The sequence below is a fragment of the Vibrio sp. 10N.286.51.C3 genome (genome assembly GCF_003050065.1).
Taxonomy (GTDB): Bacteria; Pseudomonadota; Gammaproteobacteria; order Enterobacterales; family Vibrionaceae; genus Vibrio; species Vibrio crassostreae.
In genome coordinates this window covers 78,735-105,668 of record NZ_PIGC01000016.1, presented here as the reverse complement: position 1 = coordinate 105,668, position 26,934 = coordinate 78,735, and the positions used below count along the sequence as shown (strand labels likewise).

At 43.6% G+C, this 26,934-nt stretch carries 17 protein-coding genes and 1 pseudogene; 2 read left to right on the top strand and 16 right to left on the bottom strand.

Translation table 11 applies throughout. The features are described 5' to 3' along the window. Positions 1 to 12: 12 nt before the first annotated feature. From CWO27_RS17135 to CWO27_RS17065, 14 genes and pseudogenes are all read right to left on the bottom strand, one after another. Positions 13 to 243, bottom strand: coding sequence for a hypothetical protein (locus tag CWO27_RS17135; RefSeq protein WP_004735670.1), 231 nt, complete (start codon positions 241 to 243; stop codon positions 13 to 15). Then, a complete protein-coding gene (gspS2, locus tag CWO27_RS17130; protein ID WP_102479180.1) occupies positions 244 to 609 on the bottom strand; it encodes a type II secretion system pilot lipoprotein GspS-beta in 366 nt (121 codons plus the stop codon). Beyond that, positions 566 to 1,702: an alanine/ornithine racemase family PLP-dependent enzyme gene (locus tag CWO27_RS17125; protein ID WP_107899276.1), complete on the bottom strand. Its 1,137-nt coding sequence runs from the start codon at positions 1,700 to 1,702 to the stop codon at positions 566 to 568. Before CWO27_RS17125 ends, gspS2 begins: the two co-directional genes overlap by 44 nt. Beyond that, positions 1,699 to 2,904, bottom strand: coding sequence for a DUF1611 domain-containing protein (locus CWO27_RS17120; protein WP_016790224.1), 1,206 nt, complete (start codon positions 2,902 to 2,904; stop codon positions 1,699 to 1,701). The genes CWO27_RS17125 and CWO27_RS17120 overlap by 4 nt, the downstream gene beginning before the upstream one ends. A 410-nt stretch (positions 2,905 to 3,314) precedes the next feature. After that, positions 3,315 to 4,859: a ParB-like protein gene (locus tag CWO27_RS23795; RefSeq protein WP_240699558.1), complete on the bottom strand. Its 1,545-nt coding sequence runs from the start codon at positions 4,857 to 4,859 to the stop codon at positions 3,315 to 3,317. Positions 4,860 to 4,964: 105 nt separating this feature from the next. Then, positions 4,965 to 5,243: pseudogene (locus tag CWO27_RS17110) on the bottom strand (alpha/beta fold hydrolase); the annotation flags it as partial. Positions 5,244 to 5,472: 229 nt separating this feature from the next. Next, complete coding sequence (locus CWO27_RS17105; RefSeq protein ID WP_107899275.1) at positions 5,473 to 9,078, bottom strand: SIR2 family NAD-dependent protein deacylase; 3,606 nt, start codon at positions 9,076 to 9,078, stop codon at positions 5,473 to 5,475. Positions 9,079 to 9,289: 211 nt separating this feature from the next. After that, positions 9,290 to 11,713: a phenylalanine--tRNA ligase subunit beta gene (pheT, locus tag CWO27_RS17100; RefSeq protein WP_107899273.1), complete on the bottom strand. Its 2,424-nt coding sequence runs from the start codon at positions 11,711 to 11,713 to the stop codon at positions 9,290 to 9,292. 18 nt (positions 11,714 to 11,731) lie between these two features. Then, the gene (pheS, locus tag CWO27_RS17095) at positions 11,732 to 12,715 is read right to left on the bottom strand and encodes a phenylalanine--tRNA ligase subunit alpha (RefSeq protein WP_004734764.1); all 984 of its coding nucleotides are present in this window, start codon (positions 12,713 to 12,715) and stop codon (positions 11,732 to 11,734) included. A gap of 333 nt (positions 12,716 to 13,048) precedes the next feature. Next, positions 13,049 to 14,158 (bottom strand): GGDEF domain-containing protein, encoded by a 1,110-nt coding sequence (locus CWO27_RS17090; protein WP_107899272.1) that lies wholly within the window; start codon positions 14,156 to 14,158, stop codon positions 13,049 to 13,051. 203 nt (positions 14,159 to 14,361) lie between these two features. Next, positions 14,362 to 15,594 (bottom strand): hypothetical protein, encoded by a 1,233-nt coding sequence (locus CWO27_RS17080; protein WP_107899270.1) that lies wholly within the window; start codon positions 15,592 to 15,594, stop codon positions 14,362 to 14,364. A 9-nt stretch (positions 15,595 to 15,603) separates the two neighbouring features. After that, a complete protein-coding gene (locus CWO27_RS17075; RefSeq protein ID WP_102479425.1) occupies positions 15,604 to 16,395 on the bottom strand; it encodes an outer membrane lipoprotein-sorting protein in 792 nt (263 codons plus the stop codon). Positions 16,396 to 16,439: 44 nt separating this feature from the next. Continuing rightward, a complete protein-coding gene (locus tag CWO27_RS17070; RefSeq protein ID WP_240699557.1) occupies positions 16,440 to 18,920 on the bottom strand; it encodes an efflux RND transporter permease subunit in 2,481 nt (826 codons plus the stop codon). A gap of 170 nt (positions 18,921 to 19,090) precedes the next feature. Continuing rightward, a complete protein-coding gene (locus tag CWO27_RS17065; RefSeq protein WP_102432455.1) occupies positions 19,091 to 19,876 on the bottom strand; it encodes a TetR/AcrR family transcriptional regulator in 786 nt (261 codons plus the stop codon). A 529-nt stretch (positions 19,877 to 20,405) separates the two neighbouring features. On the opposite strand from CWO27_RS17065, the gene CWO27_RS17060 reads away from it, so the two are divergent. Together CWO27_RS17060 and CWO27_RS17055 are read left to right on the top strand one after the other, a co-directional pair. Beyond that, entirely contained in the window at positions 20,406 to 21,197 is a 792-nt protein-coding gene (locus CWO27_RS17060) for a hypothetical protein (protein WP_107899268.1), read from the top strand. Further along, positions 21,118 to 21,900: a hypothetical protein gene (locus CWO27_RS17055; protein WP_107899267.1), complete on the top strand. Its 783-nt coding sequence runs from the start codon at positions 21,118 to 21,120 to the stop codon at positions 21,898 to 21,900. The genes CWO27_RS17060 and CWO27_RS17055 overlap by 80 nt, the downstream gene beginning before the upstream one ends. 153 nt (positions 21,901 to 22,053) lie before the next feature. On the opposite strand, the gene CWO27_RS17050 is transcribed toward CWO27_RS17055, so the two are convergent. After that, positions 22,054 to 22,548 (bottom strand): outer membrane beta-barrel protein, encoded by a 495-nt coding sequence (locus CWO27_RS17050; protein WP_017107497.1) that lies wholly within the window; start codon positions 22,546 to 22,548, stop codon positions 22,054 to 22,056. 143 nt (positions 22,549 to 22,691) lie between these two features. Then, the gene (gene hrpA, locus CWO27_RS17045) at positions 22,692 to 26,735 is read right to left on the bottom strand and encodes an ATP-dependent RNA helicase HrpA (protein WP_107899266.1); all 4,044 of its coding nucleotides are present in this window, start codon (positions 26,733 to 26,735) and stop codon (positions 22,692 to 22,694) included. Positions 26,736 to 26,934 lie beyond the last annotated feature (199 nt).

Below are 26,934 nucleotides of genomic sequence, written 5' to 3'. Positions count from 1 at the left end.
CACGAGCTTAAATTAAACGTTGGAACGCGCGTTTTTCTTCTTTGATTTATAGGCTTTCATTGAAATTTTTAAAGCAAGCTGTTTTTGTTTAATTGAAATGAGTTGTCTAGTTACGACCTTATGGTGTAACTCTGTGATAAAGTTTTTTTCCCAAGGTGTAAGGCGGTCAAACCTCAATAAAATAGTGTCATTGAGTACATTGAACAACTCGTATTGGCTTTTATCCATTCGACTGCTAAGCATTCAATTAGAGCACTTAGCTAGAGAAATGACGTTAAGGCTTTCTACTTTCTCATTTTTTCCTAAGGTAATGATTCGATAAGAGATCCCACTCTCTAATAGTGGTCTTATTTCGATGTTGTCACAAAAACTAACGCCGACTTTTTCTACTAATCGGTCCATATTCAAAGTTTTCTTTTTTACGAAAACAAGAGTGACACTATCGCCCTCTGACTGTGTATTTACGAGTGTGATTGAGCCTAACTCTTGTGGAAGTTGGCTTGAAATAACTGTCGCTCTATAATCGGCAAGCCCATTAGATTTTATTGGGCTTATCTGACAACCGTTAAGCATGACACTGACGAAGAGAATTACAGTTGTTCGTAGCATTATGCGCTCCTTCTTCCTTTCTTCTCCCTTTAGGAGCCTTAAAATATTTATGGATACAACGTGAAGACATAGAAGATAAGAGCGCACTGTAATCTAAACTGAATGTGACTTTTTCCCCTACAAATAGTGGTTTCTGTGAGGATTCAAGGACAAGATGATCACTGGTTGAAGACATGATCTTAATCCCATTCGGAGCCTTAAGCCCGCTGACACAAACATCTTGGCGGCCTAATGCTAGAATAGCTTGTGAGACCTCCCCTCTATCTTGAAGGTTTTCTTTTTCACCAAAAGCATTTAACCCCCGACTCCCCCAAGGCAAAGTCGGTTTAGTCTTGGATTCAATCACTTCAGCGGTCAAAGAAATCGCATCCGTATGTAAGCCTTTGATATTTTCGTGCTCTAAAGGCTCACAGCCTAAAAAAATGGCTTCTCCTATACGAAGGTTATTAACTCGAGTTAAGCCTGTTCTCTGAAGAGCCCAGTTAACTGAAGCAGAATTACCCCCTGAAATAATTTCTAGACTGACCCCAAATGTAGCTTCAATTCCATCGGCAAGCACAGAAAGAATACTCATATTTTGATCATCTGGAGCGACACCATACCGACAAGCTAAATTCGTACCAATTCCTTTTATCGTGATGTTTGGTAAAGAAATAATCTCTCGGATAAAATCAATCACGCGATTTGGCATCACACCTTCTCTGAGATCGCCAAGCTCAACCATAATAATGATACCGTGACAGCAATTTTGTTGTTCCGCTGCATGTGAAAGCCTCTGAATCACTTCAACTTCAGAGTTTAAACTCATATCACTGTATTTTATTACGCTCGCCACTTGACTGAGCATGGGTGTACGTATCAGCATTTTAGGGATAGCAATGCCAGATTCAGTCATCTTTTGAAGATTTTCGATTCTTGAATCGGCTAACATTGTTGCGCCAGCATCAATAAGAACTTGTGCGATGATAGGGTGGCCGAGGAAGGCTTTTGTTACAGGCGTAACGGATATATTTTTCAGTGAGAGCTGAGAAATCAGGAACTGAGCGTTATGATGAACTTTCCCACAATCGATGTTTAACCTAGGGTAGTTCACCCTTTTTCGGCCAGTTTACTTGCTATTATAGGAAAGGCTGACGTTACGATGTGCAGTAGATGTTCAACAGGCTGTGACAAGACATCAGTAACCGGTAAACCAAATTCGGTAGTGTAAGTGTCTATCGCACAACGTGTTTCATCCAACGACATATCTTCATGATTCAGTGTTAGTCCAATAACATTGGTATTAGAAAACGTTTCGATAAGATTGATTTCTGAGGCAATCGAAGGCATTGAGCAATCAGGAAAATCACTACGATATAAACGTTTAGGGGCATGTTGCAGTATCACACCCGTTGGACAACTGCCACGTAAGATAAAAGCGCTGGTTGAAAACGCAGGGTGACTCAAGGCTCCTTGCCCTTCAATAATAATCAGATCCGGATTTTCTTTTTCATAGGCCTGTACAATGACAGATTCCAACTCACCGGCACAAAATTGTGAAGGAACAGCATCGAGTGCAACGCAGTATTGTGCGCCCTGCATAATGCCTGTTTGACCAGTGGCAATCAGAACGACGTTAAGGCCTTTTTTAGTCAGTTCATTCGCCAATATTGTTGCTGTTGTTCGTTTTCCTAGCGCGCAATCCGTCCCCATTACAGCAATTCTCGGGCATTTAACGTTGTGTATTTTCCCGCTAAACGTTTTCAGTTCGCCTTTATTTTTGGGTTTGCGAGTATCGAATATTCGAACGTTATTCTTTAAGCTGGCTTCTAAAAATAGAGGATCATCGGTTAGGAATTCATGTAAGCCATTTACGATGTTCATTCCTAGTGACATGGCATTTAAAATGATGCTTTTATCTAAGTCAGATAAAAAGCCACTTGATGGCGCAATGCCAAAAATGAAGTAATCAGGAATGCTTTCTGCGTGAATGATAGCTTCTTCAGCATTAGCAAGGATCGGTATTCCATTGGCTTTGTTATCAAGAACTTCACCAGCATCTAAGCCAGCAGACTCACTATCAATAACCGATAGAATACGATAGCTTAACGAATGTCTCACTAACCCATTAGCGGTTTTACCATCAATTTTACCAAAATTACCTTCGCAATATACAATCGCAGAAGGGATCACAGGTTTTACTTTTTGAGCAAGTGGTAACCAAGGTGCGAAATGGGGTACGTCGTTGTTGATTTCTACATTTTCAATTCTAGTGAGTTTGAAGATGTTTCTTAACTTTTGGGTTGAAATGGACATAATTAAAGCCTGCGGTGAGGCTTAGGAGGGCAACTAAGGAGTGCCGAGATGCGAGTTCGGAAAAGAAAAGAAGTCCCTACTAAGCGGTAGGGAGAAAAACCACAATAACACACTTTCTAGACTTTTGTTGGTTATTATTAATACGCTTTCAACATCTATCCCTTTAAGACTTAACCCATACTCGACAATTGATTAGAGATTTAAGACTTATTGTTCAACGCTTCCATATCAACCTTTCAGATACTTTTTCTAATATCAATCGGTCGGATTAGAGCTTTTAATTTAACGCGTTTATGCCCAAAAGCTTCATAGACCCAGTATATGTCGCTACATTTCCACAGCGCCAAAGAAAAAGCCCTCATTGCAACGCAACGAGGGCTTAAATCAAATTCCAATAATCAAACCGCAGTTTAATTCACAGCGTAGTGTTTTCTTGCTGCCTCAAGGATCTTGTTGGCTTCCACATCATCGCCCCAGCCTTGCAGTTCCATGCCACCGTCTGGGCCTTTGTAGTTTTCAAACCAAAGGCCAACGATGTCTTGAACACCTGGGTAGGTATTGTTTAGCTCGTTTAGAGAAGAAACATCTTTAAATGGTGAATCGTTAGTGAGAACGGCCACGAGTTTGTCGTCTTGCTCGCCATCATCTAGCATTTTCATCACACCGATCAGACGTACAGGAACAACTTCACCACGTGGTACAGACTGACCAAGAACAATCACATCTAATGGGTCGCCATCACCACCAAACTCTTTTGGTAGTGCAGTACGTGGGATAGAGCCGTAGTTACCTGGGTAACCAAGGTAGTTAACCACGCGTGGAGCGCCTTTTTTGTGTTCCCAGATAACTTGCTTGTCATTGTCTTTGCTTAGTTCCCACTTAGCGGAAGTACCTGTTGGGATCTCTACAATAGCATTGACGATGCCATCAGAAGAAGCTGCTGGGTAATCATTAAAGCTTGAGTTTGCTTCAAGGGTAAATGAGTCTAATTGTTTTAGTGCAGGCGCTGACGCCGCTGCTAAGTCATAGCTTAAACCGTTGGCGGTCGATGTTGTTTTGTATCGCAGCATGTAGTCAACCTTGCCACGCTCTTTGAACAGTTTATCGAAGCCTTTTTGGTTGTATGCGCTAAACTGCCCCATCTGTTTAACCGAAAGATTTGAGCCACCAACGTTGTTCGTATCCATAGATAGGATATGGTTGCTGACCGCATTGACTGCCTTTGCGTAACCTTCGGTAGAATTCAGATCAAAGTCTGCTGCATTAATCGCTTTACGTACTTCTTTAGACCAGTAAAACTCTAAGAATGGGACTGGCTGACTTGGCTTGTTCCAGCCCACACCACGAGAAAAGTACATCAGTGAGCGGTATTGATCGTTAGCGAAGTTGGTTAGCCCAAGAGAGGTTGGAAGTTGTTGATAGCTAATCGCTTCACCGTGGTTATCAAACAGCCATGTATTGCCGTCTTTTGCCATTTGGTTCCAGAACGCGTCCATGTTTTTGAGGTTGCGGTAATCTTTATCAACCACCACATTCACATTGAACGATGCGCCACCTTGCGGCATGCGGTAGAACACATTGAACGTATGGTGACCGTCTGTCAGGTAGTATTCACCGCTGGGTGCGATAACCACAGTCTTCATGTCTTTTTTACGTGCACCTGTTTCCATTTCACAGATGAAAGTCGAAGGAATATTCGGGTGTGCTTGGTCTTTGATGCTCACTACGCTTTTTTGGCCGTTGGCTTCACAGATTTCATCAAACATCTTTTCTTGGTCAAATTGATAACGACCCAACTTGTACATAATTTGATCATAACCCACAGATGGTTGAGTTGGTTTTAACTCATGGAGACCAAGATTAATAACATCGCCTTCAGAGACATTACTTGCGTGAGTTGGTAAAGCGAAGATAGCCAGAGCGCCAATCGTGGCAAAAATCCCAATTTTTTTCATAAGTCCTTCTATATACGGAATAAAAATTCATACGCTAAATTAATATGCTACCGTGACATTAATATTTCACTTTAATAAAGAAGATGTTGCACTCGTTCTGTGATGGTTAAACGATGAGTTACCATGCCCTGCTAAGTCCATGGTGATCACTTGGTGCTGCTTTGAAAACTCACTCACTTGGTTTTGCCACAGTCTGCTGTCTAAGCTCCAGCCGTGAATGAAGATCAATGCTGTATCCCCGCTCCCGCTTTTGCCATACGCAATTTGCTCACCATCGTGAGATATCGCAATACCGTACTTATGTATTGAATCATGAGCCATGGCATTTATGTTACCAAGTGCCATGAATACTAAGAGTGTAATGTTTAGAATTAAACGTTTCATAGTGTCTCTCTACTTACTTTAGAGGGAACACAGAAAGTGCCCCTCTCAATCAATATAGCCACTATAAAGTGTGAAGTTGTAGACGGGTCAATAGTGATTTTGAAGAGAGATAGGGTTGATATTGAAAAAATAAACCAAACAGATGTATTGAAGTAATAGTAAATAAATCAAATAAAAAATAGAGCGACTATGAATATAGAAGCTCTATTTGTAAATAAGAATTTATTACTCAGAAGGAAGTATAACGCTTACCATGCCTCTGACCAGCTATTGATAACACTTTATGCAGATTTCTAGCTAATGGTTGCTCTTCGATATTAGATAGTGGAAGAAGATAGTCATTCACAAAACTTTTACTACATGTATTCCCCAACAAGTTATCTCCAAATCTATTCATATGATTGTCTTTACTTAGCCTTGACATCAGATAAGAAATTGAATCTTCTGAAAAATCATCGGTAGATATTCCATCGAATTTAATCAATATTAAGTCAGACAATAACCCTCTGTATTTCGAGTCTCGAGAATTAAACTCTTCAACAAATAAATTTATTTTATCTTGGGTCAAACAATTTCCTAATAAATCAGAGAAAAGATACGCATACCAATATGTATCAGAGTCTTTATTATAATCACGAAACATTTCGAGCCATATACCTAGCTCTTCAATTGGAAGATCCCCTAAACTCTCGTTTCTAGCCTGATCAAGGACAGTCATTGAAAGTTCTCTGTTCCCACGGGCTAAAACTTGTAACAGTTCACTTTCATAACCTTTCCAATCAACATCTATACCCTTTAATAAGCATAGAGATTCGTTAGATAACTCTTCATTTGTTTTTTTGCTCAGTTCTTTAATTTTTTCAATTATTTTCCTAGAGTCATTCGAGACTACTGATTCGAGCGCTATCTTAATCAGAGGATTCTCGAATTCCTCGATTTTTTCCCTGACCAAAACCTCAAATTCACTATTATATTTACATATTAGCTTAATGGTATTAATTGACCAGGAATCTGGTACAAGTGCATGATTTACTATCTGCTCAAGATGTTCACCATTAATGACATCCAAATTTATTTTATCTTTATCAGCGCGAGAACAAATAAAATATACAGATACTACAGCCTTAGGGGTATACTTTAGCAACTCTAAAGCAAAATCTAGCTTTTCATTACTACTTTTTTCATATAACATCCTTGACAAAATCAAGCCATTTAATTTGGGGAGTTTATCTTTCTTAGAGGTAAACAAAGCTTCCTTTACTTCCGTTAAATTAATTGAACTTAATAAATTAGCAATACCTGTCAAAAACCCTTCTAAATTATTCTCGATAATTTCGCTGCCTTCAAGGATTCCAACTCTATCAATTAATGCTTCTATTCTATCAAGATCTTTACTGGTTATGTATTCCTTTAAGGCAACCGACACTCCATTTGCTATAAAGTTATAATCATTTCGGTCAGTAAACATTAATTCAAAATAATAATCTTTAAATTGCTCACCCTTTATTGTGTCTAACAACATAATTGCATCAGCTCCAAGAGAGTTTTTGAAGCTAACGATTTTTTCTAATAATTCACAATGTGATTCATCTACAACCAAGCTGTTTCTAATAGCAAATCCAATTCTAAAATCGTCAATATCAATTCCATTATTTTGATATAGGATGGCAACTTTTTCCAAAAGCTTGGTTACTATTTCCGTTCTTCCTATTTCGATATATTTTGACGCAGTAATAGCAAGCTGGAGGTCGACATCCATAACATGGTTCAGAAACTTTTCAGATTCCTCAATAGATAATAAAGGAAGAGTGAAAAACAAAGCCTGATCCCAACGAGTATGACTCAAAACATTTCTCAGAACTTCAGGGTTGTTTTGATATTTACATGCCAACTCTGTGGCTGCTAAATACTCCGTTATAGATTGATGAAAGAATGCAACTTTATTATTTACGTAAGGGATAAGTAAGTCTCTTGAAACTAACCAGTTCGCAACTTCTGACTCATTAATTACCTTTATTTCTTGATTCTTTAATTGGCTTTTAATAATCTGAAGGACTATCTGAAGTGGTTGTGCCTCCGTGCCATTATTCAGAGCCTCATATGCGATTTTTGAAAGACACAATCGTAAATCCAAACGGATACCGTAACTTTCAGTAAAAGCGAACTCAATATTTTCAAAGTAGGAATTGTATAAGTCTATTGGGTTGAATTTGTCAGGTAAATTGATTTTACCACTGATAAACAAGTTAAAGAAAAATGGTTTTCGAAGCATGGAGGTGATTTCATTTTCGAATCTAGTATCAAAAGACAAACCCATATTAGCAACTTCATTAGCAACATAATAGTAGTCAATATGTTCCAAATGATAAGTTGGTAAATTTAGTTTTGTTAGCCCATCATTTGTTCTAGAGCCAATAATCACATCACTATTTTTAAGGCTATCTATAAATTTATATATATCTTTTTCATATTCTCCACTTTCGATAAAATTACGAGGTATTTCATTAAATGAATCTAAGAATATCCTAACTCTGAATTTGGTATCCAACTCATAGATATCTAAAGATGATGCCAATGATTTTGATATTAGATCTATAATATCTCCATCATAAAGTTTTAAATCTACATATATTGGAACTACTACATCTTCCGGACAAAACTCTTCAGATAGACATAGATCGTTTAGTTTAGAAGCCATAGCCGAAGCTGATTTCTTCATTGAGTAGGATTTTCCTGCGCCAGGCAGACCGGTAACGATTGCCTTTTTGGGCCCATTCTCTCCTAAAATCTTTTCAATGGAATGTTCTTTATAATCTACATACCTATTTCGTATATTTGGCCTGCCACTTTCGACTCCAGAACATGTAAGCTTGGCTTTTATTTTTAACTCAGGTGAAACTTGTGTGAAAGCTAACAACCTCCCTGCATGTCTAGCTAACGAAAGAACGTTTTGTGGCGTAACTACTTGAATGTCGTTCGATTCTGCTAAATTAGCTCCTGAACATTCTTGCAATTGACCTAACAGCGTTAATAGATTGTCATGTTTCTTATATCCATTCTCATCTTCATATGTATCATAGTTGACTAGATGAATCCCGTAATTATTTCTCCAGTAACTAACTTCATTGGCCGTCACATCTGCCATTATTGCATAGTGATCTCTTACGCCACCTTTATAAGTGTTTGCCAATAAATCTCTTAAATAAAGAAAATCAGGATCTCTCAATCCAAAACCAATGTACACTAATGGACGACTAGCAAGTAATAGTTTAACTGTTTCTAATGCTGCATGTCTTTCTCCTCCAGGGAGAAGCATTCTATATTGTTCCCTTGTTAGAATTATACTTTCAGTATCCCCTGCATCACCATGAGGTTTGAATATGAAGTCATGAGATCGAGCATGTGCAATGCTCGCAGTCTCAGTAAGGTGTCGGTTAGTCACCGGTGGGCGAAAAAACTTATCAGGCAACCATTTTCTAACGCTTTCTTCAATCAGGTTATCGTAATTTGTAGTTACGAAGCTTGTAGGCCCTAAAGAAACAATTTTCTCGTGAATACTCGATGGTTTAGCAACGCCATACTTACAGCTTGTTCTAATGAAGTCGCCAATTTGTAAGTTAGTTAGTTGATCAAAGCCATAACTTGCAGCCTGTAAAAGATCCCCATTTTCAGCCTCCGATCGAACTAAATTCGCGCACGCACCGTTTTTTTCAACAAAATCGCACAGCTGAGAAATCATATTTCCCCAAGAGGGTAAACCCGACCACATTGATACTCCAGAACCTATAAACAGAACGGTATCATCTTGTTTTAGGATATCCTTCAATACATCCATAAATTTTTACTCAATACTAAAAGTTCGAAATTTAATCTTTAATTTTTCAAAACAATAACAGGGAGTTATATGAAAGTACATGATCTGACTGCATGGATAGACTTTAAGTCACGATACCCAATTTCACGAATTAATATCCATTTGTTATTCATCACAAAACAAAAAGGCCTCGCAATGCGAGGCCTTTGATTTTTCTATCTATCAGAAGAGATTAGTCGCGAAGTGCTGCGCCAAATTTCTCTGAGATTGAAGCTACGATAGCATCTACTGAACCAGCGATGTCTGCATCTTCAAGTGTTCGCTCTACAGACTGTAGGCTAAGTGCGATTGCTAGGCTCTTCTTACCTTCTTCAACGCCTTGACCAACGTATACGTCGAACAGTTTAGCGCCTGTTAGGAATTCGCCACCCGCTGCGATACACGCTTCTACGATGTCACCAGAAGCAACTGCTTCGTCAACAACTACTGCGATATCACGACGGTTTGCAGGGAACTTAGATACGGCTACTGCTTCTGGAAGCACGCGAGTTTTGATAGCTGCCCATTCGATTTCGAATACGATAGTGCGGCCGTTAAGACCAAACTTACGCTCTAGTTCTGGGTGAACAGTACCAATGATACCCACTTCTTTGCCGTCTACTACGATAGCCGCAGTTTGACCTGGGTGAAGTGCTGGGTGCTTCGCTGCTTTGAAGCTGTATGCGATTTCGTTTGCAGAAAGCTCAAGAACGGCTTCTAGGTCACCTTTAAGATCGAAGAAATCTACAGTGTTAGTTGCAATGTCCCAGTGCTCTTCGCCACGAGTACCAGAGATAACGCCCGCAAGCATCATTTCTTGGCGCATGCCGTTTTCAGCAGTTGCTTCAGGGATGAAACGTAGGCCTGATTCGAATAGACGAACGCGAGACTGTTGACGCTTCTGGTTGTGAACAACTGTGTTTAGAAGACCTTGGATTAGGCCAAGACGCATTGCTGACATGTCCGCAGAGATTGGGAATGGCAGGATTAGCGGCTCAACACCAGGTACAACAAGTTTTTGCTGTTCTGGTTCTACGAAGCTGTATGTGATTGCTTCGTGGTAGCCACGGTCTACAAGAAGGTCACGAACGCGCTTAAGCGGCTGGTTAGCTTCTTTGTGGTCATTCATTTTAAGTGCCGCTTTAGGCGCTTGGTTTGGAATGTTATCGTAACCGTAGATACGACCTACTTCTTCAATTAGGTCTTGCTCGATTGCGATATCGAAACGCCAAGATGGAGACGTTGCCGTCCAACCAGCTTCTGTCGTTTCCGTATCTTCTACAACAGAAACAGTACAACCTAGGCGAGTAAGAATTTCCACTACGTCTGTAGATGGGATTTCGTGACCTAGTAGGCTGTCTAGCTTAGCGCGACGTAGAGCTACTACGTTTGCTTTAGGTAGATCAGCTTCAGATTCGCTGCCGTTTACTGGCGCAACTTCACCACCGCAGATTTCAACTAGAAGCTGTGTTGCACGCTCCATTGCTGCTGCTTGAAGTGTTGAATCAACACCACGTTCGAAACGTAGAGAAGAATCAGTGTGAAGGCCGTAAGCACGTGCGCGACCACGGATGTGATCCGGTGCGAAGAATGCTGCTTCAAGAAGTACGTCTGTTGTTTCAGTAGTCACACCTGAATCTTGACCGCCAAAGATACCAGCAATTGCTAGTGCTTTGTTGTGGTCTGCGATAACAAGCGTGTTGCTGTTTAGTTCAGCTTCGTTGCCATCTAGAAGTGTTAGCTTTTCGCCCTGCTCTGCTAGACGAACCACGATACCGCCTTCGATCTTAGCAAGATCAAATGCGTGCATTGGTTGGCCTTGCTCTAGCATCACGTAGTTTGTGATGTCTACAACTGGGTCGATTGAACGGATACCACAACGACGCAGTTTTTCTTGCATCCAGATTGGTGATTCCGCTTTCACGTTTACGTTCTTAACCACACGGCCAAGGTAACGTGGACAAGCATCAGTTGCTTTGATTTCAACAGATACTGTGTCTTCAATGCTTGTTGCAACAGCTTCAACTGTTGGCTCTGTAACATCTGCGCGGTTTAGTACGCCAACTTCACGAGCAAGGCCACGGATGCTGAAGCAGTCTGCGCGGTTTGCTGTTAGGTCTACGTCGATAGTTACGTCGTTAAGCTCAAGAAGCTCACGTACGTCCATACCTAGCGTTGTGCCTTCTGGCAGCTCAAGGATGCCGTCAGACTCTACGTCGATACCTAGCTCAGAGAAAGAACAAAGCATGCCGTGCGATGGTACGCCACGTAGTTTTGCTTTCTTGATTTTGAAGTCACCAGGAAGTACTGCGCCAACTGTTGCTACTGCTACAGTTAGGCCAAGACGACAGTTAGATGCACCACATACGATGTCTAAAAGCTGTTTATTTCCATCAAGATCGGCTTCGCCGATATCAATTTTTGTAACTTGTAGTTTGTCTGCGTCTGGGTGCTGACCGCACTCAACCACTTTACCTACTTTAACGCCGGTGAATTCACCAGCAACAGGTTCTACATCGTCAACTTCCAAACCAGCCATAGTGATTTGGTGAGCTAGCTCTTCGCTGTTAATTGCAGGTTTAACCCACTCGCGTAGCCAAGATTCACTGAATTTCATAGTTTTGACTGCCCCGGATTACTTGAATTGTTTAAGGAAACGAAGGTCGTTCTCGAAGAACGCACGAAGGTCATTTACGCCGTAACGAAGCATCGTTAGACGCTCTACACCCATACCGAATGCAAAACCAGAGTATTTCTCAGGGTCGATGCCAACAGAGCGAAGTACGTTAGGGTGAACCATGCCACAGCCTAGAACTTCTAGCCATTTGCCATCTTTACGTTTCACGTCAACTTCAGCTGAAGGCTCTGTGAACGGGAAGAATGAAGGACGGAAACGCACTTCAACTTCTTCTTCAAAGAAGTTACAAAGGAAATCGTTAAGAATGCCTTTAAGTTGTGCGAAGTTTACGTTCTCATCAACTAACATACCTTCCACTTGGTGGAACATTGGCGTGTGAGTTTGATCGTAGTCGTTACGGTAAACACGACCCGGAGCAATGAAGCGGAAAGGCGGTTTGCCGTTTTCCATCGTACGGATTTGAACACCAGAAGTGTGCGTACGTAGCATTAGATCAGGGTTGAAGAAGAAAGTATCGTGATCAGTACGAGCTGGGTGATCGTCTGCGATGTTTAGTGCATCAAAGTTGTGGAATGCATCTTCGATCTCAGGGCCAGACTCAGTGCTAAAGCCAAGCTCACCAAAGAACTGTTCGATACGCTCAACTGTGCGAGTAACTGGGTGAAGACCACCGTTCTCAATGCGACGACCTGGTAGGCTCACATCGATAGTTTCTTCAGCTAGTTTCGCTTCAAGCTCTGCACGTTGTAGTGCGTCTTTGCGAGCTGCGATCGCTTGTTGAACAGCACCTTTCGCTTTGTTGATCTCTTGACCAGCAGTGCGACGCTCTTCAGGTGGAAGTTTACCTAGGCTTTGTAGTTGAAGAGTTAGTTCACCCTTCTTACCTAAATACTGAACTCGCACTTCATCAAGTGCGACTAACGAATCTGCTGTATCAATAGCAGTCGTTGCATTAGCAATGATCTCTTCTAGATGTTGCATCATTTCCTCATCTACCAGTTGGTAGTGTCCGTATCGGATGATTAGTTTTTTTAGATAGCTACACATAGTAATCAAACACGCAACCAATGCCAAATTGAATCGCTAAAAGAGCAAGTTATTGCCTAAAAACACGGCAAATTTAACAGGATATTAATGAGGAATGGGAAGAAGTGGAACAAATACCGGTTCCACTTGTTTATTTTAAAGTGAGTCGCACTCAAAAACTAAAGTGAACTAGGTTCTAGAATTAAAGCGAATAGCGCTCAAAGACTAAAGCGAGCGGTGTTCTAGATCTGAAGTGAACGGTACTCTCGATCTCGAGTGAACCGAGCTCTAAATCTGAATCGAACAAACGCTGTTTTTGCCTGCGTTTTTCGCTAAATAGACGGACTCATCGGCGGCTTTAATCAAATCGTTCATTGAGCCGAATTCTTCGGTTATTTCAGCGACACCAACACTAATGCTGCCAATCCAAACTTGATTACTGGTTTCAACCTCTAATTCAGACACTTTCTGTCGAGCGGTTTCCGCTATGTACATCCCACCTTTAAGGTCGGTGTCTGGGCAGATAACCAAGAACTCATCGCCACCTAACCGGCAAACAATATCATCATTACGGAACGTGTTTTTCAGTTCACGCGAGAGGGTTTTTAGCACCAAGTCGCCTGCATCATGACCGCTAGTGTCATTAATGCGCTTGAAGTGGTCGGCATCAATCATAATGCACACTAAAGGCATGCCAAGTTCTTTAGAGTCTTGCCAATGCAGCGCTAACTGTTTAAAAGCACTACGACGGTTATGCAAATTAGTGAGAGAGTCGGTTAATGACAGCTCTTCAAGTCTCTTGTTCGCTCTTTTTAATTCAGCCGTGCGTTCCTCAACTTTATCTTCGAGTAACTGGTTGAAGCGTAACAACTGCTTATTGCGTTCAGAGACTTGTTCAAATAAGCCTTTAAGAGCCGCCAACAAAGGCACAGTCGAAGAGTCTTGCTGCTTTTCCTCCGCTTCAAAGGCTTGCAGAGGTGTTGCACCCTCTTCTATCGCGGCCACTTGTCGCGCCATGTTTTGGTCGATGCCAAGGATGTGATAAGCAAGCCAATGGATGAGGAAGTCCAGTAGCTGACGTGCTGACGCCTGATCTTCTTCCAAGATGAAGGCTTGCATGCTGTAGATGTCTTGCATAAACACACGATGCACTTTGATGTGTTCTTCAATGTGTAACTCATACACACCGCAATCCCTCATCAAAGATTCTTCCTCTTTAAAGTGAAATTCGGCATAGCGTGTGAGATCGAGTAAAGCGACGTTAATGTCGTCAATAGAGATAGTATTCTCTGACAACAGGTTTCCGTAGTGGTTGATAAAACCAACAAGATATTGATGCTGTTCATCTACAACACCAATGCCTGTTTCAAAGTTTTTATCCCAATTAAATGAATTCATAAATCCCTTAAGGCCGATACCACCAGCACGATTTACATGCATATTCGGAGGTTATAGATATTCGAAAAAATATAACCATCTTACCTGTGGGTCTATTAGATTGTTTGATCCATTTTATAAAAAGAAGATATTGAACACTCTAAATATAACTCATCTTAAATTTGAGACGCCCCTTTTAACAAGAGCGCCTCACGAAGCTAACACTAGAAATAATATTCCAACGCCATCTCAACAAAGTCATCCTTGCGCGCGAAGAACAGCAAGTCTTCTGGGGTTTCGTTCTCAAACAACCAAGCATTCAACCGCCACTTAAGGTTGTTGTTGATGCGGCTCGAGGCTTCTAACTTCGCACTGTAGACATCACTGTTATCTAAGTCTTGAGTGATGCCTGTAAGCACCTCAGTCCCATCTTCATCGTTCAAGGCGAAACGAGCCCCAAGGAACACATCGTTTTGACCGATGGTTTGGGCGTTATTGCCTCGGCTGTCATACAGGTATTCAGCAATGAAGCCGATATCCCAATACGATTCAAGCGCGCCAACCCAAGTGTATTCAAAGCCTGTTGCGACGCCCGTGTGGTTGTCGTAGCTGTCGCGATAAATGCTTTCCAGCTTCCATAACCAGTCTCCGATAATGCCTTGCACATCCAATCCGAAGTGCTGCATTTGTGCGTAGTATGGCTTGAGTTGGTTGCCTTCCACACGGTAATAAGGGTCGCGGTTTGTGCCGCCTAAGTAGCTTAAGCCGACATCCCAATCGCCGTACATTTGGCTATAGCGCAGCGCCACATCCACGTGCTTTTCTTCTCGTGAGGATTCGTAAAGCGCATCATCCGATACTGGCACCGTTGGTCTTAAGCGTCCATCTTCGCCCGCAAAGGTACGCTCACGAAAATACGGCAGTAACATGGCGTCTATGGTGCCCCAATCTTTGATCGAGGTGAAGTGCACCATTGGCTGACCTAACTTAGATTCACCATCGACCGATTCAATAGCATCGGTTTGGTTTACCACATCCACCAAGTGCGCCGATTCGGTCACACCCCAGAACACTTTGCCAACACCCGCTCGCAGTTCGTAATCATCCCAATAGGTTAGATACAGAGCTTCACGAACGTCGCCATGGGTTCGCTCATCGTCTTCGCTGTCTAACCGATAAAACGGCGTGAAGGTAAAGCTGCCACTGCCCTCTTGTTGCTCCCAGTAGAACTCTGGCTGTAACACCAGTGAACTTTGCCCTTTGTCTTGCCCCTGTAAGCCTTCACTAAAGAACTGCCTGTGTTCAAGGTTAAACTGCCCTGCGAGCTCCGGGGTGATCTGTTCTACGAATTCAGAGCTAAAGCCTGCCGCCACACATGGCAACGACACCTGCATAAGCCCGACGGTCGCTGCCAAAGTTAAGGATAACTGGGTTCCTGTTGCCACAATCCTTTTCATATTCCTGCCTTATTTTGCACGTTTTAGTGTGTTCTTTTGGAAATCCTTGTCTTTAAGACCGGTCTGGAAGGCTAAATCTGTCGTAGTTAATACCGTACTTTTGCCTGTTTGGTGGTTTTGCATCGACATGGTGTGTGCGCGCCAGTATTGATTTAGGTATTGTTTGTAGTCTTGGAACGATAGAGTTTTCAGCAATGCGCCTTTACGGTCGTAAAACTCCACTTGAACGGGGCGGTAGTATTGTTGGTCTAGCCATACTTTTTGCATGGTGTAGCCAGAGTTTTTGTCGGTCGGTACTTGTTCTAAAACAAAGGTATCAACACCTTCGATTTTGGCGTCTTCAATGTAGTTAAAGGTGTACTTTTCTAGTTCAAACGAGCTTAAGTCTTCATAAGCAAATTCACTGCCCATAAACGGGCCCGATTTATTGCGTGAAGAGATACGCTTCACGCGTTTCAATGCAGGCAGATACAGCCACTGGTCATCGGATTTGGTGATGTGTGAATGGTTTAGGAAAGCCGTACCTTTTACATCACGTGGCTCATCAAAAATGGTTAAGCCTTTGTCGCCATCGTCATCGACTTCCAAAGATTTCAATCGCATTAGGCGTGTGCTGCTTTCGCCCTGTTTATTGCGAAGTAGCATTTCCATGGTCGCGACAGAATCGCCCCACCCCATATCAACGGCTTTGCGTTGCTCAGCAATCTCTAGGCCTTTCGCAGGGTCGGCTAACGCAGGGAAAGCTAATACCGCGCCCATACTGAATAATGTAGTAACGAATGATTGTTTAACGCTTTTCATAAATATCTCCTTGAGTCAGCCCACCGCAGCAGGCTGACAATTCCCTATTTGGTCGATGTAGTCAGTTCGGCTGTCGAGTTAGGCTGTGCTGTTTTAGATGGCTCTGTTTTAGACGGTTGCGATTCGTGCTGAGGTTTATCTGCATAGTGCGTCTGTTTGTCGAAGATCATCAGTAAGCTCGGTAGCAAGATAAAGTCGACCACCAGCGCAATGAAAATCACAATCGCGCTGAGCAAGCCCATGTCGGAGTTGAGTCTGAAGCTCGACATCGCCAGTACAGAGAAGCCAGCCACCAGTACAACCGTGGTGATCCACAGTGCGCGTCCAACGGTGTGGAAGGCATATCGAACCGCTTCTTCTGCTGATTTCCCTTCGATTCTGGCGCGTTGGTATTTACTTAAAAAGTGCACCGCATCATCAACTACGATACCCAACGTGAGCGTCACCACGACTGACATACCAAGGTTGATTTCACCTGAGATAAGCGCCCATAAACCAAAGCCAATGATCGCAGGCGCAATGTTTGGCACTAGGCTGATCATGCCTAAGCGAACTGAGCGCAACGCAAAGATCATCAAGCCAGAGATAAGCACTAAGGTAATAGGCAGAGTCGAGAGCATGCTCGCCATATTGGTTTCGCCAATGTGGGCAAACATCAGTGATGGGCTCGACGCGACTACTTCATACTGAGGCGCATTTGCCGCAAACCATGAGTAAATGCGCTCTTCGAGTTCCACTAGCTCAACGCTGCCAAGGTTGTCGACCGTGAGTACCATCGTGATCGATGACTTATCGACGTTGATTTGGTTGTTCAAGTCCAAGCCATAAGGCAGAGACATCTCGTACAGCAGTAGGTACTGCGCGGCAAGTTCACGGTTAAGCGGTAGCTTGTAGTAGCTTTCGTCGTCACCGTGCATGTTCTTGTTCAAGCGCATGTAAACATCAGAAAGCGTTGCCACGTGATCGGTTTCTGGTTGTACGCGTAGCCAATCGGTAAAGTCACTAATCGCTTGCAAAAACACAGGATCGGCAATCGCTTGAGATTCATTGGTTTTCACTGCGATGCTAAGGGTCGTCATGCCGCTTACGGTCTGTTCCATGAAGTCCGCTGCTTGTCTGAATTCACTTGAGGTATCGAAATACTTCACCGATTCGTCATTAACTTTGTTGAGTGGGATTAACGCGGCGGCACCCACAATCACAAGAGTTGAAATCGGCAGCAGTGCTTTACGGTTGGTTACGACAAAATCGCCCAGCTTATCCATGAAGGTGACTTTGTTTGCCGCCTCAGGGTTAGCAGGTAGGCGTTTCACAGGCAGCAGTTTTAGCAGAGCAGGCAGCATAGTCACAGAGAGGAAGCACGCGATAAGTACGCCTAGTGCCGATAAGTTACCGAAATCACGCAGCACTGGTGAATCCGACATGTTCATCATCAAGAAACCAATCGCAGTAGTGACTGAGGTGATCAGAATTGGCATAGCATTGAGCTTAATGCTGTATTGAATGGCTTGTGCTTTCTCCATCCCGCGTTGCATCGCTTGTCTCATGGTCACAATGACGTGAACACAATCGGCAACCGCCAAAGTTAACACTAAGGTTGGAACGTTAACCGTGGCGGTACTGAGGAACATCCCTGCCCAGCCAGACAAACCCATGGTGGCGACAATCGAAGAGATGATCACAATAAGCGTCGCAACTACACTAAAGAACGAGCGCAGCATAAAGGTCAGGAACACCAGTACCACTAGCAGCATTAACGGTACGAGCGTTGAGCTGTCTTGTTGAGCCGAAGTCATAAACGCGTTGTTCATGGCGATGATGCCCGCTTTATGGAATTCCACATTCGGATACTGAGCTTGGTACTTGCCGATCATGGCATTAATCGCCGCAATCACCTCTTGCACTTCTGCTGTTTTATCTATTTCTGGCAGTTGCACTGTGACGTTAACAATGGTCACATCGCCCGACGCCGACACCAAAGCATTCTTGAGCAATGGTTCGTTGAGGGCGATCTGTTTTACTTTGGCGATGCGCTCTGGTGTGTGTTCGTACTCTTCATACAGCAAGTCTTCTACCAAGAGGTCATCTTCAATGGCTTCGGTGTGCTGATAATTTGCAAGAGAATCCACACGGCTTGAGTACGGGATCTGCCACGCGTCAACCGTGAGGTTTTGAATTAATGTGAGGGTTTCAGGAGTGAAGACATTGCCATCTTCAGGGGCGACAACAATCGCAAGGTTGTCGGTTTTTGCAAAGGTGGTTTGGATTTCATCGAACGCCATCAACTGTTTGTTGGTGCCTTCGAAGAATATGTTGTAGTCCCCTCTAAAATAGAGGTTCTTAGCCCCTAATGCAGAGAGAATGATGATTGAAAACACCACCAGCAGAACGATAAACGAACGTTTGGTAGGTATTGAGTGCCAACTGTTATTTAGATCTGCGTTTACGCTATCGGCATTAGGGTTATCTCGATTTTGCTGATCGAAAGCGGGCTTCTGGCTGTCATGTTTCATCACAGTCTCCATTTGTGACGATTCGTCATATTTGTGTCATAAAAAGCCAGCCGAAGCTGACAAAAGACACAATTCTTAGTCAAACACTCAAGAAAACAGCAACCACAGTCGGTTAATCTCAAGTTGTGACGAATCGTCAAAAATGGTTATTAATAAACCCACAAGTGTGGGCTTAATGGAAGCTATCGACCTACAGATTCTAAGTAAGCGATCTCTTCACTGAACAGTTCTTGTTCTACACGACGCCAAGTTTTACGGTAGTCCCAATCGGTAGAAAGGGGCTGCCAATTGAGGCCGTCTAGTAGCATGTTCGCGTTGTGTAATACTGAATACGGGTCTTGTAACCGCTTAATACAGTGACTGTTTGATGCGTTCTGTGACAAGGCATTTGAACCAAATGCGATTGACCAGTTAGCAAACACGATGGCATCAGAACCCACACCAGAAGAGAACTTAAGGTCACCGGCTTCTACGGCTTGATTAACCATAGTGTCGGCTTGTTCAATCACCAGCTCTTCCAGTTCATTCATCTCGGCTACGCGTGCACTAGACGCTTTCTCCAGTACCCACGGGCTTTTTGCCATGATCGCACAGGTTGATAATACCGGTTCCATGCGCGCATAGATTCGGTAAGCAACGTGCAGTGCGACTATCTTTTCGCGTGTGTTGCCTTCAAACTCTCCAGAACGAGAAAACATCAATGCCTCGGTCTTTAAAGAGTGAATACACAAGGCTAAAACCACGTCTTCTTTGCTGCAAAAGTGATTGTATATCGTACCTTTAGAATAAGAACTTGCTGCCGTTAGCCTGTCCATCGTGAGGTTCCCGAACCCTTGTTCTCGAACCAGATCTTTTGCTAACAACATCAACTCTACTTCTCGGTCTGCAATAGACTGCTGCTTTTTAGACAACACGCCTTTGCAACCAAAGATACCTTGTTTATCGCCTTTACAACCAAAGCCAAACATAATTTCTCAGTCCGTATATGAGCTTAGCCATTACCTAAGCTTCGCCAGTATTTAAAACGCTCCTATCCAATATATTAACACGAATAGTAAATTCATGTAGTTAACCATTTTGTGACTCTTCGTCATTTCTGACTTATCGTCATAATAGCGCAAATATTGATCATATCAAGGTGTTTTATAAATCAAATTCAGAATTTGAATGGATAGGTGGATTGGGAGTCGATAAGACAATCATCAATAGTCGACCTTAAGAGAAGACCCGTATTTTGACCTACAGATTGCGAAAGTGAATTGGTCATTCTTAACCTAACAAAGAATGTCGTCACTTTAAGCTGCTATGCGCATTCATGCCCAATGATTCCTAGCGCTAACCACAAGAATGAATGACTGTAGGCTTACTTTTTAGGGCAGACGTCTCCTTATGGTCAATATTTGGCTTACTAATGCCGTTTTCTGTTAAGTTGCTATAAATTCGGTAAGGGGTGACTTACAATAGTGACAACGACTTACCTTTTTTGAGAACACGATATTGAGCGCCAAATATTCTTATTTAGCTTGGCAAGTGAATACTTCTAGCCCAGCAGAAAAGCTAGTTTTATTGATGCTTGCAGACGGTGCTGACGAATTCGGCTACACCAATGTGTGCCTACAGACAGCAGGTCAACTTTGTGCTCTCTCTACGTTTGGTTTAGCCGACTGTCTTAAGTGTTTAGTCGACCAAGGTTTTCTCGATAAGGTGAAAGTAGATTATCGAGATCAAAAAGAGATTCACGTTTTCAAAATGCTCATTGAGCAAGAGCAAGCTGCAGCACACGTTGAGGCTCAACCGGCCAATAGTATTCCGGTCTACTCTACTGCACCTGCACCTGCACCTGCACCTGCACCTGCACCTGCACCTAAGTTTCAGCCTGCTCCGGCGCCAATGCAACACATGCAACATGCCCCTCGCCCACAAGGCAGAGGCTCAATGAACAGCAACACCGTCTCTACTCATGATCTCAACGAAGAAGAGATACCATCATGGGCGGAACGTGCGTTTAAATTCTCCGGTTTGACCGGTGACCATAGTTTAGTATGGAAAAAATTTGTCCTCTGGTATAAAGCCAAAGCCAATGAATTAATGCCATTATCTCGGATTGAATCCAAGCTGCAGTACTGGCTAGTTAACGAGAAGCAAAATGAAAGACAACAACAGCAGAAGACCTCTCAATATTCAGGAAATGCAGGACAAGCTCAAGGAAATGGGTATCGACAAAAGCTTAGCCCATCTGAACGCTTCAGGCAGCAGCTCATTCAAAAAGGCAAAAAGCCAACCTTCTGAGCCAGCTCAACCTGTTGTTCCGGAAGTGCTGCCTAAAGATCCCGCAGTACCTGACGTTATTGAAGCACAGAGTACGGAAGTAGCGACACCTAATGCTGCTAGCACTGGTGCGTCTCAACAAGTGCCAGTTGTTGATCAGGATGCCGCAGAATTAGAACTAACCGATTGGTGTATCCATGTGTTCGGCTCTTTCTTGAGCGTATACGAAACACAGTGGGAATATCAGTACGGTAGCGAGCCAAGTGGCAAGTTCATTGAGTTTGCTAACTCTGTTGATTCAGACGGCCTAAACCGAGTGCTAATGCACTGTCATGAGCGCATTCAGCTTGGCAACAGTTGGCCGCCGCAAATGGGTGAGCTTTGGATCCTGAAAGATTCTTTGACGGAAGAAGAGTTGTTGGATAGCCGTATCCGTGTGTTGTCGCGCACAGCGGTGAACAAGATTGAGAAATGGCTGATTCAAAACAAGCTGTATGACTTGAAGCGCACTGCGGAAAACAAGCTTGATGGCCTGTTTAAGAAGTACTACTTGGAAGCAAAACGTTTAGATGAGAAAGGCATGCTAGAAACGGAGTTACCGCAATTCCTGCTTGCCGCTAATTCAGTGAAGAACCTGAACGATTTAAAACGTGAAGAGTACGAAAGCCAACACGGCAAAGCGATTAACCCTAGAATTCAGCGTATTTTGAACAGTAAAAAGTAACCGTCGGCCCGCTATCTGTTGTAAGAAAACAGAGTAGCGATTACACGGTTAACAGATACAAAAATGCCAGCTATCAAGCTGGCATTTTTTATGAATTCTTACGAACCCTTTAACCACTACCCGACCGTTATTAACGATCGTTTTACCGATTAATTAAAGTAGGTGGATAGTTGCGTTTAGAGAGAAAACGCCTGCGTCGTCATCTTTCATTTTGAAGTTTTGGTAGCTAGCGCCTACAGATAGTGGACCGAAGATGAAGTATTCAGCGCCTACAGCGTACATGATATCAACGTCGTCTTGCTTGAAGTTATCGCCTTTCACTTCGTAAGAATGAAGACCACCCTTCGCGTATACGTGAAGAGGACCGAAGTCGATGCTTGGTTTGATCGCTAAGTAAGCAGTGCTTACGTCAACACCTTGTTTAGCACGGTTGCCGTAGCTAACGTTGTCGAAAGAACCTAGATCCCAGTAACCCGCTTCAACACCGATTAGTGGAAGGATACCTGTACCTACGTGGATGCCCACCGCATTTTCATCTTCACCAGCGAATGAGTTTTGACCACCCATTACACCGCCGTACAACCAAGAATCAGCCATTGCTGTTGAAGATGCACCTAGTAGTGCTAGTGCCAATAACGTTTTTTTCATATTCGACCTTTTTCGTCCTAGTGGCAGGCCTTGAGTGGTAATAAATTGCCACCAAGTCGCCCTGTATGTAATAACTATTCAATTAGTAATGCAATAAGCAAGATTTATACCCAAACCTTGCTATTGCGTCTAGCTTTATTCCTTTAGCAAGCATCAATCGCGTTTTTAACACGCTTATCTGATACTGGGTAAGGCGTACCGAGCTGCTGTGCGAAGAAGCTTACACGAAGCTCTTCTATCATCCAACGCACCTCTTTTACATTTTCTGGAACCGCGATCCCTTTTGGAATTTTATTCAGCAGTTCTTTGTAATCATTCATTACTGACTCAACTTTGATCATGTGAAGACGATCTTTGTTCGGGTCAATTGGCAGTTTTTCCATGCGACGTTCAATCGCTCTCATATAGCGTAGAATATCTGGCAGGCGTTTCCATCCACATTCTGTGGCAAAACCCTTAAAAATCAAACCTTCTACCTGAGCTTTTATATCAGAAAGTGCGAATGCCATTGAAAGATCAACACGGCCTTTTAGCTTCTTACTGATGCTGAATGCCGTGGTTAAGATGGTTTCAACTTGTTGAGCAATCTCAACTACCGTATCACCCAACTCTGCACGTACGTGCTCTTTCAGTGCTTCAAACTGCTCTGGTTCCCAAACCAAACCGCCCTTCTCTTCAATCAGCTTATCAATACCACAAGCGATACAGTCATCGATTAAATCAAGTACCTGTCCGTATGGGTTGAAGTACAAGCCAAGTTTCGATTTGTTCGGCAAGTTCGAGTGCAAGTATTTGATCGGCGATGGCACGTTCAATAAGATCAAACGACGTTGACCCGATTTCATTGCCGAGATCTGCTCTTGCTCGGTTTCGAACAGTTTGATCTCTACGCTGTCTTTGGTATCCACCAGCGCAGGGAAGGCTTTAACATCGTAGCCGCCACGCTTCTGTTGGTAGACTTTTGGTAACTCACCAAAGCTCCACGTGTGCAGATTCTGCTGCTCGATATCGTCATCCGCAACTTTAGAAAGCGTTTCTTGAACCTTGTCTTTCAGGCTCTCTTTCAGTTCATGCAAATCTTTCTGTTCTTTCAGCTTACGCTTACGATGATCTACGGCACGGAATGTTACCTTTAAGTGTTCCGGAATCTGGTCTAACTTCCAGTCGTCACGGACCACTTCAACACCTGTCATACGGCGCAGCTCTTTCTCAAGAGAGTCTAACAGCGGGGCTTCTAACGGTGTAACACGAGCCAAGAACGCATCGGCGTAGTTTGGCGCAGGCACAAAGTTACGGCGTAGCGTTTTAGGTAATGACTTGATTAGGCTAATCACCAATTCCTGACGTAGTCCTGGGATCTGCCAATCGAATCCGTTCTGGTCGATCTGGTTCAAGATAGGCAGCGGAATGTGTACCGTTACACCATCGTTGTCATCGCCCGGCTCAAATTGGTAACTCAGCTTGAGCTTGATATCGTTTTGGTGCCAGAAGTTCGGGTAATCCAAGTCAGTAACGTGGCTAGCATCACCTCGGAACAGCATCGACTTTTCAAAGTTCAGCAGTTCAGGGGTTTTCTGGCTGGTCTTCTTCCACCATGTATCGAAGTGACGGCCTGAAACTGCCTCTTCGCCAACACGCTGGTCATAGAAATCGAACAGTTCATCATCGTCGATCAAGATGTCACGACGACGCGATTTATGCTCTAGCTCTTCCACTTCTTGCAGTAGCTTGCGATTCTGCTTGAAAAAGGCGTGTTTGGTTTCCCACTCACCTTCTACTAATGCACTACGTACAAACAACTCACGGCTGACTGTTGCATCAATTGCACCGTAGTTCACAAGGCGTTTAGGAACAATCGGGATTCCGTAAAGCATCACTTTTTCGTGTGCCATGACTGCCGCTTGTTTCTTCGACCAGTGTGGTTCGCTATAGCTACGTTTAATCAGGTGTTTCGCTAGCGGTTCAATCCATTCAGGTTGAATCTTGGCGATAACACGACCCCAAAGTTTTGAGGTTTCCACCAGCTCAGCAGACATGATCCACTTAGGCTGTTTCTTAAATAGGCCAGACGCAGGGAAGATATGGAAACGTGCGTTACGTGCACCTTGATACTCATTCTTCTCTTGGTCTTTCATACCGATGTGCGAAAGCAGGCCTGATAGTAGCGAGATATGAATGCCATCATAGCTGCCCGGCTCTGTATTCAACTTAGTATCCAGTTCACGCATCGCTTGGTGAATTTGAAAGTACACATCTTGCCATTCACGAATACGTAAATAGTTGAGGTAATCCTGCTTACACTGTTTGCGGAACTGGTTACTCGACAGCGCTTTTTGCTGCTGCTTGATGTAATCCCATAGGTTCACAAACGTAATGAAATCAGACTCTTTATCGAAGAAACGTTTGTGCTTGTCATCAGACGATTGTTGCTTGTCTGACGGGCGCTCACGCGGATCTTGAATCGACAACGCAGACGCAATCACCATCACTTCGTGTAGGCATCGGTTACGTGGCGCTTCAATCACCATACGCGCTAAACGTGGATCGATAGGCAGTTTTGCTAGCTTACGGCCAATCGCGGTGAGCTTCTTCTTGTCATCGCCTTGGTTCTTGTTTTTGTTGGCTGACGGTTCAACAGTCGCGATCGCACCAAGCTCTTCAAGCAGCCTTACACCATCTTGAATGTTGCGCTTATCGGGCGCTTCAACAAATGGGAACGCTTGAATGTCGCCGAGGCCTAGCGCTGTCATCTGAAGGATAACCGATGCTAGGTTAGTACGAAGGATCTCTGGGTCAGTAAACTCTGGGCGTGATTCGAAATCTTCCTCTGAATACAAACGAATACAGATACCTTCCGCAACACGACCACAACGACCTTTACGCTGATTTGCACTCGCTTGAGACACGGGCTCAATCGGTAGACGCTGTACTTTGGTGCGGTAGCTGTAACGGCTAATACGCGCCGTACCCGGGTCGATAACATACTTGATGCCCGGAACGGTTAATGATGTTTCTGCCACGTTGGTTGCCAGAACAATGCGTCGTCCCGTGTGAGACTGGAAGATACGGTTCTGCTCACCTGCCGATAGACGTGCGTAAAGCGGAACAATTTCAGTATCACGAAGGTTACGTTTGCTCAATGCATCTGCGGTATCACGAATCTCTCGCTCACCGTTCATGAAGATCAAGATATCGCCAAGCCCTTCATCACACAGTTCATCAACCGCTTCAAAGATGCCTTCAATTTGGTCGCGATCTGAATCACTTTCATCACCACCTAACGGGCGGTAACGCGTGTCTACTGGGTAAGTACGGCCAGACACTTCAATGATTGGCGCATTATTGAAGTGCTTAGAGAAACGCTCTGGATCGATGGTTGCCGACGTGATGATCACTTTCAGATCAGGACGCTTTGGTAGCAACTCTTTCAGGTAACCCATGATGAAATCGATGTTCAGGCTACGTTCGTGCGCTTCATCGATGATGATGGTGTCGTACTGGTTTAAAAAACGGTCGTGTTGAATCTCCGCCAGTAGAATACCGTCGGTCATCAATTTGATCTGTGTGTTGTCAGAAATCTGGTCGTTGAATCGAACCTTATAACCAACAAACTCACCTAGCTGCGTTTCCATCTCTTCAGCAATACGATTCGCAACCGAACGCGCAGCAAGACGACGAGGCTGAGTGTGACCAATTAGGCCAAAGCGACCACGGCCAAGCTCAGAGCAGATTTTTGGTAGCTGAGTGGTTTTACCCGAACCCGTTTCACCCGCCACGATAACCACTTGGTTTTCAGCAATGGCTTTCGCGATGTCGTCGCGTTTTTGGCTAACAGGGAGAATTTCTGGGTATTCAATCGTTGGTTTTTGCGCAGCACGCTGAGTTGCCGTCATCATTGACTTAGCAATGTCTAACGCAATCTCATCAAAGACAGCGTGCTTAGCTTGTTCGTTCTTAATTTTACTCGCACCAGCAATTCGCTTACTCAAACGGAAGCGATCGCGCATCATGCACTCATTTAAGGCCTTACGAAGAGAGGCTGGGCTATTTTGAGATGCGCTAGCTTTAGGTGCTTGTTGTTTGTTGTTTTGCTTTTTTTGATTAGCTTGATCAGCAGCAGAGTCCGATGTCGCGTTGGTATTCGCAACATGGTTATTTTTATCTGCTTTTTCCGGAGACGAAGTCACAGCGTGTCCTATTCTTTCTCTTATATAAACTCGCGCGATTGTAGCATAAAGGAAAGGAACGAGTTAACACAAAGCAAGGAATATTAGCTGCCTAAGCGCCTGCTGAAACAGGGGTAATGCAAACTAACGTGTTCAATTGTTACACTAAAACTGAAGCTCATTATTGGTAGGCAGTTGGTGATTCGATTAAAAAATGCTG

Excerpts from the sequence above, each read along its gene's own strand:
- CWO27_RS17070 (WP_240699557.1), bottom strand. The coding sequence starts at position 18,920 with ATGGAGACTGTGATGAAACATGACAGCCAGAAGCCCGCTTTCGATCAG.
- CWO27_RS17135 (WP_004735670.1), bottom strand. The coding sequence starts at position 243 with ATGCTTAGCAGTCGAATGGATAAAAGCCAATACGAGTTGTTCAATGTA.
- CWO27_RS17075 (WP_102479425.1), bottom strand. The coding sequence starts at position 16,395 with ATGAAAAGCGTTAAACAATCATTCGTTACTACATTATTCAGTATGGGC.
- pheT (WP_107899273.1), bottom strand. The coding sequence starts at position 11,713 with ATGAAATTCAGTGAATCTTGGCTACGCGAGTGGGTTAAACCTGCAATT.
- CWO27_RS17065 (WP_102432455.1), bottom strand. The coding sequence starts at position 19,876 with ATGTTTGGCTTTGGTTGTAAAGGCGATAAACAAGGTATCTTTGGTTGC.
- CWO27_RS17105 (WP_107899275.1), bottom strand. The coding sequence starts at position 9,078 with ATGGATGTATTGAAGGATATCCTAAAACAAGATGATACCGTTCTGTTT.
- CWO27_RS17090 (WP_107899272.1), bottom strand. The coding sequence starts at position 14,158 with ATGAATTCATTTAATTGGGATAAAAACTTTGAAACAGGCATTGGTGTT.
- gspS2 (WP_102479180.1), bottom strand. The coding sequence starts at position 609 with ATGCTACGAACAACTGTAATTCTCTTCGTCAGTGTCATGCTTAACGGT.
- CWO27_RS23795 (WP_240699558.1), bottom strand. The coding sequence starts at position 4,859 with ATGAAAAAAATTGGGATTTTTGCCACGATTGGCGCTCTGGCTATCTTC.
- CWO27_RS17055 (WP_107899267.1), top strand. The coding sequence starts at position 21,118 with ATGGGTATCGACAAAAGCTTAGCCCATCTGAACGCTTCAGGCAGCAGC.
- pheS (WP_004734764.1), bottom strand. The coding sequence starts at position 12,715 with ATGCAACATCTAGAAGAGATCATTGCTAATGCAACGACTGCTATTGAT.
- CWO27_RS17120 (WP_016790224.1), bottom strand. The coding sequence starts at position 2,904 with ATGTCCATTTCAACCCAAAAGTTAAGAAACATCTTCAAACTCACTAGA.
- CWO27_RS17080 (WP_107899270.1), bottom strand. The coding sequence starts at position 15,594 with ATGAAAAGGATTGTGGCAACAGGAACCCAGTTATCCTTAACTTTGGCA.
- CWO27_RS17050 (WP_017107497.1), bottom strand. The coding sequence starts at position 22,548 with ATGAAAAAAACGTTATTGGCACTAGCACTACTAGGTGCATCTTCAACA.